Below are 16529 nucleotides of genomic sequence, written 5' to 3' on the forward strand. Positions count from 1 at the left end.
GGACGTGATCGCGGACGGCCTGCAGGTCCTGTTCTGCGGCATCAACCCCGGTCTGATGACGGCGGCCACGGGCCATCACTTCGCCCGTCCGGGCAACCGCTTCTGGCCGGTGCTGCACCTGTCCGGGTTCACCCCGAGGCTGCTGAAGCCCGCGGAACAGGGCGAGTTGCTGTCGTACGGGCTCGGCATCACGAACGTGGTGGCGCGGGCGACCGCGCGCGCCGACGAGCTGACGGCCGCGGAGTACACCGAGGGCGGGCGGCTGCTGACGGCGAAGGTGACCCGGACACGGCCGAGATGGCTGGCGGTGGTGGGCGTCACGGCCTACCGGGCCGCCTTCGGCGACCGCACGGCCCAGGTGGGGCCGCAGGAGCGGCTGATCGGGGACACCCGGGTGTGGGTGCTGCCGAACCCGAGCGGACTGAACGCACACTGGACGGCGGCGACGATGGCGGAGGAGTTCGGGCGGCTGCGCGAGGCGGCGGAGGGCTAGCCGGTCACCGCCGACAACGCGACTGGGCCATCAGGCGTCCCGCCCACGGGGCGACTGGGCCGTCAGGCATCGCGTCGGCAGGGCGGTTCGGCCATCAGGGGTCCCGCATGCGGGGCGACTGGGCCATCAGGCGTCCCGCCCACGGGGTGACTGGGCCGTCAGGCGTCGCGTCGGCAGGGCGGTTGGGCCATCAGGGGTCCCGCATGCGGGGCGACTGGGCCGTCAGGCGTCGCGTCGGCAGGGCGGTTGGGCCATCGGGCGTCGCGCCCACGGGGCGGTTGCGGGCCTGTCAGGCGTCCCGGCGGCGGACGCTGCGGGCTCCGGCGAGCAGGGCGCCCGCAGTCCACAGCGCGGTCACCGCCAGTCCGGTCCACGGGCCCAGGGCCCCGTCCCGGGCGCTGTGCAGGACGACTTGACCGGCCCGGTCGGGCAGCAGGTCGGCCGTGCCGGCGGCCAGGTCGCCGATCACGAAGGACGCGATCAGCAGGAAGGGGATCAAGATGCCGAGCGTCGCGGTCCCGCTGCGCAGAACGGCCGCCAGTCCCGCCGCGAGCAGGGCCATCAGCGTCAGGTAGACGCCGCAGCCCAGCGCGCCGCGCAGTCCCTCCGCCCAGGTCGGCCCGTCGGCTCCGAGCAGCAACTCGCCCAGGACGAGGGTGAGGAGTCCGGTGAGCAGACCGACGGCGAGCACCGGCAGCGCGATCGCCGTGGCCTTAGCCGCGAACCAGCGCCGCCGGTCGGGCACGGCGGACAGGGTCAGCCGCAGCGCGCCGCCGCGGAACTCGGACGAGACGGCCGTCGCGCCGAAGGCGACCGCCGCGATCTGCCCGAAGGAGACGCCGGCGAACGCGGAGAACAGCGGGTCGGAACCGTGCGAACCGGCCGCCGTGAGGCCGGAGAACGCGGCGGTGGCCAGTGGCACGGCGCAGAGGACGCCGACGAGCGGGCGCAGCGTACGGATCTTGATCCACTCGGCGTGCAGTACGGGCTGGAACGGCATGGTCAGGCCTCCTGGTGGCGGTCCGCGGTGAACTCGGCTTCCGCAGACGTCAGATCGAGGTAGGCCTGCTCCAGGGTGGCCTCCTCCTGGGTGAGTTCGAGGACGGGTACGCGCGCGTCGGCCAGCAGGTGGCCGACGTCCTCCACGCGCGCGTGCCGCACGGTCCAGGCTCCGTCCGGGCCGCGATCCGCCTCGTATCCGTGCCGGGTGAGCAGTTCACCGAGTCGTGCGTCGTCGGTGGTGCGGACCTTCGCCGCGGGCCGCACGCGCGCGTGGATGAAGTCCCGGATCGGGGTGTCGGCGAGGAGCCGGCCGCGGCCGAGGACGATCAGGTGGTCCGCGAAGGACGCCGTCTCGTTCATGAGGTGGCTGGAGACCAGTACCGTGCGTCCTTCCGCCGCCAGCCGGCGCAGCAACTCGCGGATCCAGACGATGCCCTGGGGGTCGAGGCCGTTGGCGGGCTCGTCCAGGAGGACCACTTCGGGATCGCCGAGGAGGGCGGCGGCGATCCCGAGCCGCTGGCGCATGCCCAGGGAGTACGTCCGTGTCCGGCGCCGGGCGGCGGGGGCGAGACCCGTCTCCTCCAGCATCCGCTCGACCCGGCCGGCCGGGATGCGGTTGCTCACCGCGAGGGCACGCAGATGGTCGTGTCCGGTGCGGGAGCCGTGCGCGGCGTCGGCGTCGAGCAGCGCGCCCACCCGGCGCAGTGGCTCTCGGAGTTCGGGGTAGGGCCGGCCACCGACCGTGGCGGTTCCGGAAGTGGGGCGGTCGAGGCCGAGGACGAGTCGCAGGGTGGTGGACTTGCCGGCGCCGTTGGGGCCGAGGAAGCCGGTGACACGGCCGGGACGGACGGCGAAGGTGAGACGGTCCACGGCCCGGCGGCCGCTGCCGTACTCCTTGGTGAGCTCGTGTACGTCGATGCTGGTCATGTGCAACACCCTGGCGGGTCGAGGGGGTTGGGTTCCTCCCCCGCCGGTGGAGATCGTCTCCCCCGCTCGGGGGAGGACCGTTGTCAGTGGGCCCTGCCAGGATGTCCGCATGGCCCGCTTTCTGCGCCCGCTGCTGCGGGGGACGACGTACACACGCCTGCTGCATCTGTGGGTGCCGCTGCTCGTCGTCAGCCTGTGGCTGTTCGTCGACCCGTCGACCCCGTGGGTGCCCGCGCTGGTGCTGGTTCCGGTCGGGCTGATCCCCGCCGTGCGCCAGGGCGAGGGCGTGCAGGCGCGGCTGCTGCTCACGCCCGGCGAGGAGACATCGGGAATCTCGGAGGCGCCGTCGGCGACCTGGCGGGACCGGTGGCGCACGGTGCTGTGGCTGGAGGCGAGGATGATCCTCGGCTCGGCGGGCGCGCTGGCGACGGTGTGGCTTCCGGCCATCGCGTTCGACCTCGCCCGGCTCGGGGTGGGAGGGGTACCCGGCGGCATCCCGCTCCTGGACACGGCGCGACCGTACTGGGCCTACGCCCTGCTGGTCCCGGTCCCGCTGATCGCCCTGTACGGAGCGGTCGTCGGGTTCGGGGAGCTGATCACCGCGTTGGCGCGGCGGCTGCTCGGGCCGTCCGCGGCCGAGCGGCTCGCGGCCCTGGAGGAGCGCACCGAGCAACTGCTGGAGCGCACCCGCATCGCGCGCGAGCTGCACGACTCCATCGGGCACGCCCTGACGGTGGCGGTCGTACAGGCCGGTGCGGCCCGGGCGGCCGGGAACGCGGAGTTCACCGACCGGGCACTGGCGGCCATCGAGGAGACCGGCCGGAGCGCCCTGGAGGATCTGGAGCGGGTGCTGGGCGTCCTGCGTGAGTCCCGGCAGCCGGTGCGCGGGCGGCCCACGCTTGCCGACGCCGACCGGCTCCTGGAGTCGGCGCGGGCCTCGGGCGCGAAGGTGGACGCGGAGGTCACCGGTCCGCTGGAGACGGTGCCGGCTCCGGTCTCCCGGGAGGGATATCGCATCCTCCAGGAGGCACTCACCAACGTGCTCCGGCATGCGGGGGCCGTGCCCGTGCGGGTCCGGGTCGCCGTGGCCGACGGGATGCTCGGGCTGGAGGTGCGCAATCCGCTCACCGCGGCGACACCCGGGCCCGGTCGGGGCAGCGGGCTGCGCGGGATACGCGAGCGCGCGGCCCTGCTCGGGGGCAGCGCGCGTACCGGACCGGACCGGGGCGACTGGCAGGTGCACGCCGAGCTGCCGGTGCGCTGATCTACGCTGACCGGATGCCGGTGACCGTTCTTCTCGTGGACGACGAACCCCTCGTACGGGCCGGGCTGCGCGCCGTGCTGGAGGCGCAGCCCGACATCGAGGTGGTCGGCGAGGCCGCCGACGGGGCGGCGGTCATCCCGCTGGTGCGGCGGTTGCGGCCGGACGTGGTGGCGATGGACGTACGGATGCCGTTGCTGGACGGGATCGAGGCCACGCGCGCGGTGCTGCGCACGGTCGCGGAACCACCGAAGATCCTGGTGGTGACGACGTTCGAGGACGACGAGTACGTGTACGAGGCACTGCGTGCGGGTGCCGACGGGTTTCTGCTGAAGCGGGCCCGGCCGGCCGAGATCGTGCACGCGGTGCGCCTGGTCGCCGAGGGCGAGTCGCTGCTCTTCCCGGCCTCGGTACGGCAGCTCGCCGCCCGGTACGGCGAGGCCGGCGGGCGGGACGCGCTGCGGTGGGCTCGGCTGACCGACCGGGAGGCCGAGGTGCTGCGGCTCATGACGCAGGGACTGTCCAACGCCGAGATCGCCGGTCAACTGGTGGTCGGCGCCGAGACCGTGAAGTCCCATGTGGGTGCCGTCCTGGCCAAACTCGGGGCGCGGGACCGTACGCAGGCGGTGATCGCGGCGTACGAGTCCGGGTTCGTCGTGCCCCACTGATCGCGAATCTTCGGCAGGTCGGGGGCCCCGGACACTCGCCGGGGCCGTCGTTACCGAAGTACGATCCGGCCAACACGCAGGGCTAGCTGAGAGGACGGACGTTGGCGGGGCTGACCGGCGGTGATCCGTCGCTGCTGCGGAGGATCAACTCCGCGGTGGTGCTGCACGCCTTGCGTGCCACGGACTGCGCGACCCTGACCGAGATCACCCGGGTGACCGGACTGTCCCGGCCGACCGTCGAGGGGGTCGTCGAGGGGCTCATCGAGGCCGGTCTGGTCGTCGAGAAGGCGGCCGAGGAGGGCGCCACCCGGCGACAGGGGCGGCCCGCACGGCGGTTCCGGTTCCGGGCCGAGGCCGGGCATCTGCTGGGCCTGGAGATCGGGGCGCACCGGGTCGCCGCGCTGCTGGCCGATCTGGACGGCCGGGTGCTGGGGGCGCAGGCCAAGGACGTGGACGAGACGGCCGACCCGGACGAGCGGCTGGAGCGGCTGCGCATCGCGGTCGCCGAGCTGTTGCGCCGGGCCGGGGTGCCGCGCAGTTCGCTGCGGGCCGTCGGGGTCGGCACGCCGGGGATCGTCGAGGCGGACGGCCGGGTGCGGCTGGGCACCGCGCTGCCGCAGTGGACGGGACTGCGGCTGGGCGAGCGGCTCAGCCGCTCCTTCAAGTGCCCCGTGCTGGTGGAGAACGACGCCAACGCTGCGGCCGTCGCCGAGCACTGGAAGGGCGCCGCCACCGAGTCCGACGACGTGGTGATGGTGATGGCCGGGCTCAGTCCGGGCGCCGGTTCGCTGATCGGCGGACGGCTGCACCGGGGCTACGGCGGGGCGGCCGGGGAGATCGGCGCGCTGCATCTGCTGGGCCGCGAGGTGACCCCGGAGACGCTGCTGTCCACCACCGACGAGCCGCTGCACCCGCTGGACGAGCAGGCGGTCGCCGAGGTGTTCGCGCTGGCCCGGAAGGGGGACACGCGGGCGCGGGCCGCGGTCGACCGGTTCATCCAGCGGCTGGTCCACGACGTGGCCGCGCTGGCGCTGGCCCTCGACCCCGAGCTGGTGGTGATCGGCGGCTGGGCGGCGGGGCTCGACGGCGTCCTGGAGCCGCTGCGCCGCGAACTCGCCCGCTACTGTCTGCGCCCGCCGAGGGTGACCCTCTCCCTCCTCGGCGAGGCGGCGGTGGCGACCGGCGCGCTGCGGCTCGCCCTCGACCATGTGGAGGAACAGCTGTTCGCGGTGGAGGGGACGGTCACCGCACGCCGCTGAGCGGCTGCTCCGCTGCCGTGACAACGCGACGCGCCCCGGAGAGGTTCCGGGGCGCGTCCTGTTCGGGCCGGCGGCTGCTTCGGATCGGTGGCTGCTTCGGACCGGTGGCTACGAGGCCTGCCGCTCGGGTCCGTGGTGGATCTCCACGCCGCCGGAGTCGCCGAAGGTCAGCCGGCAGGTGTCCGCGCGGTACGTGGCGACGGAGAGCGCGGCGGTGCGGCCGGCGGCGAGGAAGCGGGTGGTGACGACGAGGACCGGGGCGCCCGGGAGGCGGTCCAGCTCCTTGGCGTCGTCGGCGCGGGCCGAGCCCAGCTCCACGGCGCGGTCCTGCCCCTCCAGCTCCAGGCGCTGCAGCTCGCGCAGTACCGCACGCGCGCGTGCCGACCCGGACGGCGCGTCGATCGCCGTCAGGTCCGGGACCGAGGACGCCGGGATGTAGAGCAGTTCGGCGGCGACCGGCTGGCCGTGGAAGACACGGGAGCGGCGCACCGTGTGCACCGGCTCCTCCGCGCCGGTCTCCAGGGCGGCCGCGACGGCGGCGGGCGGCACCGCGAGGGTGCACTCGACCGGCTGCCAGGCGTCGCCGGGGGCGCCCGGCCAAGCGTCCTCGTCGGTGCCCACGGCCACGCCCACGCGCGGGGGCGCCACCGTCGTACCGACCCCGCGGCGGCGCTGGAGGCGACCCTCCAGTTCGAGCTGTTCGAGGGCCTGACGGAGGGTGGCGCGGGCCACGCCGAAGCGGGCGGCGAGATCGCGCTCGTTGGGCAGGATCTCGCCGACCGAGAACTCCGAGTCGAGTGCCTCACTGAGCACGGTCTTGAGATGCCAGTACTTCGGTTCCGGTACCGATTCCAGCTGCGTGGTCCCCACCCTGTCCTCCGCAATCGCCGTGGTCCGGCGGCGTTTTTAGCGCCCTTGTTTATTAAAGGTTGTTGTACTTATCTGCGACCATAGGACGGCGCGCACCCTTGGTCAAGACCAATCCTCGATCCCATGGGCGGCACATAGAAAGCGGTGCCACGCAGCGTTCATGAGGCGTTCGCACGGGGGTGTTTTCGTGACATGACGGCAAAGCTCCCGCCGCACGGCGGAAGGCGTGGGGCGAGCGGGGCCAGAGGGCGACGAGGGACCCCTGTTAGTCGGCATTACGGATGATCTGGGTGGTGCGAACGAGGCCGTGGGGACGCCGTCCGGACTCTCCCCCGCCCGACACGCTCCCGCACGTCCTGGCGGAATCACCCCGTCCCGCGCGTGCCCGGCCCAGAATGATCCCGGATCGCCGGTGACCGGCCGCCCCGCGCGCCGTGGAGCCGCGGCCGGCACTCCTGCGGCGACCTCGCGCCCCGGCCTTCAACCCGGAGTCGCCCAGGGCGTGTTGCGCAACACCGGCCGCCGCGGCACGACACACCGCCCCGGGGACTACCCGCCAGTAGCAATTGCTGACAAGCTGTCTACGGCGTCAGTCGATGTCACAGACGAGGAGCCCCCATGTCCGCCACCGTCTCCGTCAAAGTCCCGGCCGCGCAGGGCCAGCAGGACGTGACCGTCTCCTACGCGCGCGTGGGCCGAGGCGAGCCGCTGGTCCTGATCCACGGCATAGGGCATCACCGGCAGGCCTGGGACCCGGTGGTGGACATCCTCGCGACCGAGCGGGACGTGATCGCCGTCGACCTGCCCGGCTTCGGCGCCTCCCCCGGCCTTCCGGCGGGCCTCACCTACGACCTGCCCACGACCAACACCGTGCTCGCCGCCCTGTTCGAGGCGCTGGAGCTGGACCGGCCGCATGTGGCCGGCAACTCGCTCGGCGGGCTGCTGGCCCTGGAGCTGGGCCGCGAGAAGCTCGTACGGACCGTCACCGCCCTCTCCCCCGCCGGCTTCTGGACGCAGGCCGAACGGCGCTACGCGTTCGGTGTGCTCATCGCCATGCGGCGGATCGCGGAGCGGCTGCCGCTCCCGCTGGTCGAGCGGCTGTCCCGGACGGCCGCCGGGCGGACGGCCCTGACCAGCACCATCTACGCCCGCCCGGCGCGCCGTTCACCCGAGGCCGTGGTCGCCGAGACGCTCGCCCTCGCGCGGGCCACCGGGTTCGCCGAGACCCTGCGGGCGGGCTCCGCCGTCCAGTTCACGGACGACGTCCCCGGCATCCCGGTCACCGTGGGCTGGGGCACCCGGGACATGCTGCTGGTGCGCCGTCAGGGAGTGCGGGCCAAGCAGATCATCCCCAAGGCCCGCCTGGTCCGGCTGCCCGGCTGCGGCCACTGCCCGATGAACGACGACCCGGCCCTGGTCGCGCGGGTCATCCTGGACGGCAGCCGCTGAGCCTCGCCGGGCGCGGGGTGCGGGGTCGGCGGTCCCCGGCCGCCGGCTCACACCGGACCCGGCCGCGGCGGCCGCCGCCGCCCGCCGGCCGAGGTGGGGCAGGGCTCCGGAGCCGAGGGCGACCCCCGCGCCCACCAGGGCGCCGCCGACGGCCTGGGCGGGGCCGTAGGAGCCCGTTCCGACGAGCGGGGCGGTGGCGACGGCGGTGAGCGGGACGAGACCCGTCAGGAGCGTCGCGCGCTCCGTGCCGATCCGCTGCACGCCCATGTACCAGCACACGAAGCCGACGACGGTGACGACCGCCGCCTGCCACAGCAGCGCGGCCGTCTCCGCGGCGTCGGGCCGGCGCAGCCACGCCCCGCCGTCGAGCGCCACCCCGGCCACCGCCGCCTCGGCCGCGGCGACGGCGCACACCGTGGCGGTCAGCAGCCGAGGCCCGAGCGCCCGCAGCACCGGCCCCGCGAGCACCGCGAACCCGACCTCACCGGCCAGCGCGCACACCGAGAAGGCGATCCCGCTCGCGTCGGTACGTCCCCAGCCCTGGACGGCGAAGGCGCCGACCGCGACCAGGAGCGCCCCTTGGAGAACTCGGCGTCGGGGCCCGCGCCCGTCGAGGACCGGGACCAGCACCGCGACCACCACCGGAGCGCAGCCCACGAAGACACCGGGAACCGCCGGTTCCGCGGTGCGTTCGGCGGCGAGGATCACCAGGTTGAAGCCGACCATCCCGACGGCGGCGAGCAGGACCAGCCGCGGCCACGCGCGCGCCCCGAGCCCGCGCAGCCGCTCCACCGCGCGCGGTCCGACGAAGGGCACGAGCAGCAGACAGGCCAGCCCGTAGCGCAGGAACTGGCCGCCCGCGTAGGGGTAGTGGCCCAGCACGCTGTTGGCGGTGAAGGAAGCCCCGACGAGCGCATAGGCGAACGCCGTCAGGAGGGCGCCGCGCGTGGTGGTCGCGTTCATGAGGACGACGCTAGGAACCTGGGCGGCCCGGATTAAGGTCCACTTCCATGACGTCATCGGGGACCAATCCGGGCGGCCTGCCGGGATCCGCCGCCTGGGAGCTGTTGCTGCCGGCCGCGTCGGCACCGGCACGCGCGCGTGGCCGATTCCTCCAGGCGGCCCTGCGCGAGGCGATCCGTACGGGACGGCTCGCGCCCGGCACCCGGCTGCCGTCGAGCCGGGAGCTGGCCAAGGACCTCGGTGTGTCGCGCGGGCTGGTCACCGAGGCCTACGAGCAGCTGACCGCGGAGGGCTATCTGCGCAGCGGCCGGGGTGCGGGGACCTGGGTGGGCGGCGCGGTACGGGCGGCGTCGGCACGCGCGCGTGATCTGGCGCCGCGCACGCCGGGGGTGCGGGTGGACTTCGTGCCGGGGTCACCGGATCTGGCGCTGTTCCCGCGCGCCGCCTGGGCCGCCGCACAGCGCGAGGTGCTGGCGGAGCTCCCGCACCGCGACCTCGGCTACCCGGACCCGCGCGGGCTGCCCCGGCTGCGCTCGGCCCTCGCCGAACTGCTGGCCCGGCGCCGGGGCGTGGTCGCCGACCCGGAGCGGATCGTGGTCGTCTCCGGGGTGGCACAGGCGACGACGCTGCTCGGATCCGTGCTGCACGCACGCGGGATGCGCGAGATCGGTGTGGAGGACCCCGGCAGCCCCCAGCACGACGGCCTGTACGCGGCGGCCGGACTGCGCACCGTGCCGCTGCCCCTGGACGCCGAGGGCCTGGCCCTGGGCCCGCTCCGCGACTCGGGGGTACGCGCGACGGTGACGACGCCCGCCCACCAGTACCCGACCGGGATCGCCTACTCCGCGGGACGCCGGACCCGGCTGCTGGACTGGGCCCGTACGGTGGACGGCCTGCTGCTGGAGGACGACTACGACGGCGACTTCCGCTACGACCGGGCCCCGGTGGGCGCGCTCCAGGGTCTCGACCCGGAACGCGTGGCGTACATGGGCTCGGTCAGCAAGTCCCTCGCCCCCGGGCTGCGGCTGGGCTGGCTGCTGGTGCCGGAGTGTCTGGCGTACGACGTCGTGGAGCGCAAGCGGACCATGGACCTGGGGCATCCCTCCCTCGACCAGGCGGTGTTCGCCCGGTTCCTGGAGCGCGGCGACTACGACCGGCAGCTGCGCCGCTGTCAGCGTGCCTACCGGGAACGCCGGGACGTCCTGGTGGCCTCGCTGGCCGAACACTTCCCGCACGCGCGCGTGTCGGGGATCGCGGCGGGGCTGCACGCGATCGCCGAACTGCCTCGGTCCTGCGGGCCGGAGAGCCGTTTCGTGGCGCGGGTGACGGCGGCCGGGGTCGCGGTCCGTCCGTTGGGCGCGTGCACGCACACACCGGCCGACGACTCCGTCGTCCGGCTGGTGCTGGGGTACGCGCAGCTGCCGCCGGCGCGGATCCGGGAGGGGGTGCGGGTGATGGCGGAGGCGCTCGACGGGTGACCTTGCGGGGCCGGTCAGTTGTTCACTCGTGGTTTCCGTGAGCGCTGCGGCGCACCAGTAGTTGTGGCTGTGCCCAACTGGCCGGACCCCGTTCTGGAGGCCCTTCATGTCCCTTTCGTTCCCCGGCCGTCGCAGCGTGCTGCGCGGCTCACTCGCCGCGTCGGCGGCCCTGACCCTGCCCACGGCGCTCGGTGCGGCCCCAGCGTTCGCGCGCTCCGGACGGCCCCGGGCGGACTGGGGTGTGCAGGCGGGCGACGTGACCGCCGACTCCGGCCTGGTGTGGGTCCGTTCGGACCGTCCGGCCCGGATGATCGTGGAGACCTCGGCCACCGAGTCGTTCCGCAACCCGCGCAGGTGGCGGGGCCCGCTGCTCGGCGCGGACAGCGACTTCACCGGCACCACGCGGCTGCACGGGCTGCCGTCCGGCGAGCAGATCCACTACCGCGTGCTGCTCGCCGACCCCGACGACCCGCGCCGCACCGGCGAGCCGGTCACCGGTACCTTCCGTACCGCGTCCACCCGCCGGCGCGACGGCGTGAAGTTCCTTTGGTCCGGTGACCTGGCCGGGCAGGGCTGGGGCATCAACGAGTCCATCGGCGGCTACCGCATCTTCGACGCGATGGCGAGGCTGGACCCGGACTTCTTCCTGTGCAGCGGTGACAACATCTACGCCGACGGGGTGATCTCGGCGACGCAGGCGCTGCCCGACGGCAGCCTGTACCGCAACGTCACCAGTGAGGCGAAGTCGCACGTCGCCCTCACCCTGGACGACTTCCGCGGCAACTTCCGCTACAACCTGCTGGACGAGGCGCTGCGCCGGTTCAACGCCCAGGTGCCGAACGTCATCCAGTGGGACGACCACGAGGTCCGCAACAACTGGTACCCCGGCGAGGTCATCGGCACCGGCACCCCCTACCCGGCCGGCACCCGGCTCGACGACATGGCGGTGCGCTCCCGGCGGGCGTTCTCCGAGTACTTCCCCGTCTCCACGATCAGCGGCCGCCCGGACGGCCGGATCTACCGCGTCCACCACCACGGCCCGCTCCTCGACGTCTTCGTCCTGGACATGCGGACCTACCGCAACGCGAACTCGCCCGACGACCAGACCACCGACCCACGGGGCATCCTCGGCGCCGAGCAGCTGGCGTGGCTCAAGCGCGAGCTGTCCCGGTCGCGTGCCGTGTGGAAGGTCATCGCCGCGGACATGCCGCTCGGTCTGGTGGTGCCCGACCCGGTCGAGGGCCTGGCGAACTTCGAGGCCGTCGCCCAGGGCGACCCGGGCGCGCCGCTCGGCCGTGAGCTGCAGATCGCGGAGCTGCTGCGCCACATCAAGCACCGCGGGATCACCGGCACGGTGTGGCTGACTGCCGACGTCCACCACACCTCGGCCCAGCACTACGACCCGTCGCGGGCCGCGTTCAAGGACTTCGCGCCGTTCTGGGAGTTCGTCTCGGGACCGCTCAACGCCGGCGCCTTCCCGGCCAGCGCGCTGGACGGCACGTTCGGCCCCGACCGGGTGTTCGTCAAGGCGCCGACCGCCTCGAACGTGTCACCCGCCGAGGGCTACCAGTTCTTCGGCGAGGTCGACATCGACGGCGACAGCGGCGAGCTGACGGTCCGTCTGCGCGAGTACGACGGCACGGTGCTGTTCACCCGGACCCTGCGGCCGGGGCGGGTCGGCCAGTAACTCCCGTACGCTTTTCCCAGGGCCGCGCACCGGCGTCATCCCCCGGCGTGCGGCCCTGTCGCACGCCCCGGCACGGGTTCCACCGCCCGCCCCGGCGCGGGCCCGCAGCACCCCCGGCACGGTCCCGCCGCACGCCCGCACGGATTTCGCAGCCCGCCCGGCATGGCCCCGCCGCACGTCCGGCACGGATCCCGCCGCACCTCCCCGTCGGGCCCCACCGCATCCCCGAACTCCCCCGCCCGCAGGGTGCTTTCGCAGGTCAGAGCCGATTGTCAGTGGTCGCCTCTACGGTTTTTCCATGACGCGATCTTCACAGGCCGTGGCCTATCGCCAACCCTCCGTGCTGCGCTCCGTCGCCGACGGACGCCAGCTCGGACTGGAGACCTCCCGGGGTGCGACGCCCACCGGGGTCGAGGACCATCCGCGGTTCTTCGCGGGCTTCCTGACCTCGCCTCAGGTGGCCGCCGCCGGGCTGCTCGCGGTGGCCGACGTGGCGGCCGCGCGGTACTACCAGCCGCAGCTGCGCGCCTCGCTGGACCCGGTGGTGACGGGCAACGGCGACCGGCTGCGCTTCGAGTCCTTCTCCGGCTGCGGCGTGGTGTACGCCCGGCTGGACGTACTCGGTCCGGGCCTGGACGGCGGCGAGGTGGGCCACGGCACGACGAACGTCGACGTCAACAACCCGCTGCGGGAGGCCCTTTCCCGGCTCGGCACCGACGATCCGCTCCATCTGCGCGTCGGCCCCGAGGAGTTGGCGGTCACCACGCTCGACGGGCCCGTGGTGGAGAAGAAGGTCCCGCTGCCGGACCGCTGGCTGCGCGGCTTCGCGGAGGCGCAGGTCATGGCGGCCGGGTTCGATCTGCGGGCGGAGCTGCCGGCGGACGAGGCGGTGCGGTTCCTGCGCTCGCTCCCCCGCGGCGGCACGGCCCGCCGGGGCTCGGCCGGGCCCCGCTGGGTGGTGCCGGCGGGGCGGGGGCTGCGGCCGACGACCCGCCCGGTGCCGGGCGCGGTGTGCCTGCCGGGTCCGGAGCGGCTGGCCGCGCTCCAGCGGGTGCTGCGCCACGCGACGGCGCTGCGGGTCTACGGTCCGCCGGGCGCCCTCGCGGTCTCCGGTACGGCCGCCGCCTGGGAGGTCGTGCTGCCGGGCATGCGGCTGACGCTGACCCTGTCGCCCGACGCGGCCCGCGGGTTCTCCGGCGAGGGCGGCGTGCTGGACGCGCTCGCCACCGACGCGGCCGCCGAGGACGCGGAGCTGATCGCGGTGCTGCTGGCCTGGGAGCCCCGGGTCGACGTCGCCGACCTGGCCGCCTCCGCCGGGCTCACCCCGGAACGGGTCCGCGCGGCCCTGATCCGCCTCGGCACCTCGGGACGCGTCGGTTACGACACGGCGGAGGCCGCCTACTTCCACCGCGAACTGCCGTACGACGCGGGCCGCGTCGAGCGGCACAATCCCCGGCTGCGCTCGGCGCGGACGCTGGTGGCCGCGGGCGCGGTGACCGTGGACGGCTCCGTCGGCACGGTGACGGCCGAGGACGGTCATGTGCACCGGGTGCGGGATGCGGCGGGGGTGCTGAGCTGCAGTTGTCCGTGGTGGGCGAAGTACCGGGGCGGGCGCGGGCCGTGCAAGCACGCGCTGGCGGTGCGGATGGTGCGGCGCGGTGGCGCGCTGGAGCAGGACCTGGCGGAGATCGACGGGGGTGCGCGATGAGTGCGGTGCTGGAAGCGGTGCGGATGGGGCGCGCGGGCGAGACCGAGCTCCTGCTGAGGAGCATGGCGGATACTGAACGGCGGGCGCTGTTGCCGGAGTTGAAGAGGTTGCGCAAGGAGGTGCGGGCCCTGCCGTGGGAGCGGCGGGACCGGCTTGAGCGCATGTATCCGGCGCTGCAGGTGGCCGGGGCGATGTGCCACTCGGGAGCCGCGGCGGCCGCGGCCTGGATCGCCGGAGCGGACATGCGCTGGCGGCAGGCACCGACGGAGACGCTGCTGCGGGCGCTGGCCGGCCGGGACACCGGCTGGCAGGCCGATGTGGCCCGGCGCCTCGCCGGCCGGCCGGTCTCCGCGGACGTGCCCTTCCCGCTGATGGCCGGGCTGGTGCGCCGCTCGGGATGCGAGGTCCCGGTGACGGACGCCTATGTGGTCGGCTGGGTCCGGCACGTCGGCCACGGCTGGGGGCGCGTCCCCCTGATCGACCGGCTGCGGGCCGAGCCGGACCTCGCGCCGCTGGTGAACGGCCTGTTCGAGTTCTCCGATGTGAGCGAGGTCCGCTGGCTGTTCGGTGACGGTCCCGGTTCCTGGCAGAGCGCGATCGCGGAGCTGACCCGGACCGGCGAACTGGACCGCAGGGCCGTTGCCGACGCCTGTGTCGCCCGTCTGCTGCGTGGCGGTGGCCCGACCGACCACCGGGTCTTCCTGCCGCTGCTGGTCCAGCTCGCTCTCACCCGGGAGGAGGAGCGCGCCCGCGTCGCGGACTGGACGGCCCTGGCCCGGGATGCCGTCTCTCCGGTCGCCGGCCACTCCCAGGCGGTCCTCGCCGCCCTGGCACTCGACGGCGAACTCACCGCACGGCTGCTGGCGGAGGCCTCCGAAGGGCTGCTGTTCCGCACCGAGAAGAAGCTGGTACGCGCCCAGCTGGTGCTGCTCGGCAAGGTGCTCGCCGGTGAGCCCGCCTCGGCGGCCGAGCTGCTGCCGGCCGTGGCCCAGGCGTTCGGGCACGAGGACACCCAGGTGCAGGAGCGCGCGCTGAAGCTGGTGGAGCGGCACGCGAAGAGGCTCGACGACCCGGCGGCCCGGTCCGGCATCGCCGGGGCGGCCGAGCAGCTGAGTCCCGTCCTGCGGAACCGGGCGGGCGATGCCCTGGGGATCCCGTCCGTACCGGCGGCCGAAGGGTACGCGGAGATGCTGCCGCCGGCTCCGGAGCCGTTCCGGCCGGCACCGGCGCCGGAGTCCGCCGTGGAGCTCGCCGAGGAGGTCGGCGCCCTGCTGGCGTCCGACGGGGACGTGGCGGCGTTCGAGCGGGTGCTGGACGGGCTGGCCCGCCATGCCCACCGCGACCGGGACGCGCTGCGGGAGGCGCTCGAACCGGTGGCCGCCACCCGCTGGTGGAAGCAGCCCGAGGCCCGCAGCGGGTGGCACACCGACGAGTACTTCGGCAACACCCGCTACGGCCTCCTGGGCGCCCAGGACGGCCTGGAGCTGCTGCTGGCCACGCTGTTCGGGGCCGTCGGCACGGACACCCTGTTCGCCGCCCAGCAGCGCGGCCCGGCGGATCAGGAGTGCGCGCACACCGGGTTCTCCCGGGTGTTCGACGTCCGGCTGCGCGAACTGGCGTACCGGATACGGACGGACCCGCAGCCGCTGCTGCTGGCCACACCGTCGTGGAGCACCGGGCTCCTGGAACCGGGCGAACTGGTCGACCGGCTCGCGGTCTACGGCCGGCTGGGTGCCCGGGTAGGTGCCGCCGACTTCGCGCAGGCGCTGCTGCGGGTGCGCCGCGAGGACCGTGTGGCGGCCCTGGTGGCGGCCGAGCGGGCACAGGCGCTCGGCACTCCGGAGGGCGAGCGGCTCGCGCGCCGGCTGTCCACCGGGGGCCCCGCCCTGCCCATGTCCCACCGTCGGGCCTCGGGGGCGCGCATCCTGGTCGAGTCGGGTGAGGTCCTGGAACTCCAGGCGGACTTGCCTGAGGCGTTCCGGCGGCTGGGCCGGCCGGTCACGGTCGGCGAGGAGCGGCGGTACTGCCGCCACTGGGGCCAGGAGAACCACCGGCACTGGCTGGCCACGCTCCCGGAACAGCGCGAGCTGGTCGCCGTGCGGCTGGTGCACGATCTGTCCCAGGCCGCCGTGGACGACCAGCGGGGCATGGCCACCGCTCTTCCGCTGCTCGCCGAGTCCGGGGGCAGCGCCGGCGAGAGCACCCATCTGTGTGTCGCCTACGGGCTGGGCGCCCGGCATCCGGAGGACCGGCTCGCCGCGGTGGACGCGCTGCTGGTGCTCGCCGCGCGTGGGCAGCTCGACGCGGAGCGGCTGGGCGCCGACCTGGGCCAGTTGGTCCGGCGTGGAGCGGTGAAGCCGTTGCGGCTGGCCGAGTCGGCGCGGACGGCGGCGGCCACCGGGGCCAACACGACGATATGGGAGATGCTCCGGCACACCCTTCCCGTGCTGCTCGCCGACCTGGCGACGGCGGGCGCGAGCACACCGGGTTCGGCCCGTGGGCTCGGGGAGCTGCTCTCGGTCGCGGCCGAGTGCGCCGAGCGGTCCGGGGCCCGTGGTGCGCTGCCGCACCTGTCACAGACGGCGGCCCGGCGCGGCTCGTCCCGTCTGGTGGTCCAGGCCCGTCGGCTGCGGGACGCACTGGGTGTGGAGATGGCCGCGTGACCGGGGGCCGGAACCAGTCATTTCCCAGACCCCGGCAAGGGTAAAAACCCTCACAAAAACAACGTAAGCACGCTTTACCCGTCGGTCACAGCGCGTTCGTG

Annotated in this window: 12 protein-coding genes and 1 pseudogene; 9 read left to right on the plus strand and 4 right to left on the minus strand. The window is 74.4% G+C overall.

Translation table 11 applies throughout. From position 1 onward, the window contains the following. Positions 1–4 precede the first annotated feature (4 nt). Positions 5–493, plus strand: coding sequence for a G/U mismatch-specific DNA glycosylase (mug, locus tag ABZ642_RS40975; protein WP_360494975.1), 489 nt, complete (start codon positions 5–7; stop codon positions 491–493). Between the two features lie 289 nt (positions 494–782). On the opposite strand, the gene ABZ642_RS40980 is transcribed toward mug, so the two are convergent. Together ABZ642_RS40980 and ABZ642_RS40985 are read right to left on the minus strand one after the other, a co-directional pair. Further along, a complete protein-coding gene (locus ABZ642_RS40980; RefSeq protein WP_360494978.1) occupies positions 783–1493 on the minus strand; it encodes an ABC transporter permease in 711 nt (236 codons plus the stop codon). 2 nt (positions 1494–1495) lie between these two features. Next, the gene (locus ABZ642_RS40985; protein WP_360494981.1) at positions 1496–2422 is read right to left on the minus strand and encodes an ATP-binding cassette domain-containing protein; all 927 of its coding nucleotides are present in this window, start codon (positions 2420–2422) and stop codon (positions 1496–1498) included. Between the two features lie 109 nt (positions 2423–2531). Here ABZ642_RS40985 and ABZ642_RS40990 point away from each other — a divergent pair, with 109 nt between their 5' ends. From ABZ642_RS40990 to ABZ642_RS41000, 3 genes are all read left to right on the plus strand, one after another. Further along, on the plus strand, positions 2532–3686 hold the full coding sequence (locus ABZ642_RS40990; protein WP_360494984.1) for a histidine kinase: 1155 nt from the start codon (positions 2532–2534) through the stop codon (positions 3684–3686). Between the two features lie 14 nt (positions 3687–3700). Then, the gene (locus ABZ642_RS40995; protein ID WP_360494987.1) at positions 3701–4351 is read left to right on the plus strand and encodes a response regulator transcription factor; all 651 of its coding nucleotides are present in this window, start codon (positions 3701–3703) and stop codon (positions 4349–4351) included. Between the two features lie 101 nt (positions 4352–4452). Then, positions 4453–5610, plus strand: a complete 1158-nt coding sequence (locus tag ABZ642_RS41000) for an ROK family transcriptional regulator (protein ID WP_360494990.1) — start codon at positions 4453–4455, stop codon at positions 5608–5610. Between the two features lie 108 nt (positions 5611–5718). Here ABZ642_RS41000 and ABZ642_RS41005 read toward each other — a convergent pair whose 3' ends face one another. After that, positions 5719–6480, minus strand: coding sequence for a GntR family transcriptional regulator (locus ABZ642_RS41005; protein WP_360494993.1), 762 nt, complete (start codon positions 6478–6480; stop codon positions 5719–5721). A gap of 618 nt (positions 6481–7098) precedes the next feature. On the opposite strand from ABZ642_RS41005, the gene ABZ642_RS41010 reads away from it, so the two are divergent. Then, the gene (locus ABZ642_RS41010; protein WP_360494996.1) at positions 7099–7929 is read left to right on the plus strand and encodes an alpha/beta hydrolase; all 831 of its coding nucleotides are present in this window, start codon (positions 7099–7101) and stop codon (positions 7927–7929) included. 126 nt (positions 7930–8055) lie between these two features. Here ABZ642_RS41010 and ABZ642_RS41015 read toward each other — a convergent pair. Beyond that, a pseudogene (locus ABZ642_RS41015) lies at positions 8056–8949 on the minus strand (DMT family transporter); the annotation flags it as partial. Between ABZ642_RS41015 and ABZ642_RS41020 the strand changes: the two are divergent. The 4 genes from ABZ642_RS41020 (at position 8940) to ABZ642_RS41035 (ending at position 16428) form a co-directional block, all read left to right on the plus strand. After that, positions 8940–10370 carry a PLP-dependent aminotransferase family protein gene (locus ABZ642_RS41020; RefSeq protein WP_360494999.1) on the plus strand — a complete coding sequence of 477 codons (1431 nt, stop codon included), beginning with the start codon at positions 8940–8942 and terminating at the stop codon, positions 10368–10370. The pseudogene ABZ642_RS41015 and the gene ABZ642_RS41020 overlap by 10 nt on opposite strands. A gap of 106 nt (positions 10371–10476) precedes the next feature. Beyond that, on the plus strand, positions 10477–12057 hold the full coding sequence (locus tag ABZ642_RS41025; RefSeq protein WP_360495002.1) for an alkaline phosphatase D family protein: 1581 nt from the start codon (positions 10477–10479) through the stop codon (positions 12055–12057). Positions 12058–12355: 298 nt separating this feature from the next. Beyond that, entirely contained in the window at positions 12356–13765 is a 1410-nt protein-coding gene (locus ABZ642_RS41030; RefSeq protein ID WP_360495005.1) for an SWIM zinc finger domain-containing protein, read from the plus strand. Continuing rightward, positions 13762–16428 (plus strand): DUF6493 family protein, encoded by a 2667-nt coding sequence (locus tag ABZ642_RS41035; protein WP_360495008.1) that lies wholly within the window; start codon positions 13762–13764, stop codon positions 16426–16428. Before ABZ642_RS41030 ends, ABZ642_RS41035 begins: the two co-directional genes overlap by 4 nt. Positions 16429–16529: the final 101 nt, after the last annotated feature.

The organism is Streptomyces sp. NPDC007157 (genome assembly GCF_040634235.1).
In the GTDB taxonomy this organism is placed as follows: domain Bacteria; phylum Actinomycetota; class Actinomycetes; order Streptomycetales; family Streptomycetaceae; genus Streptomyces.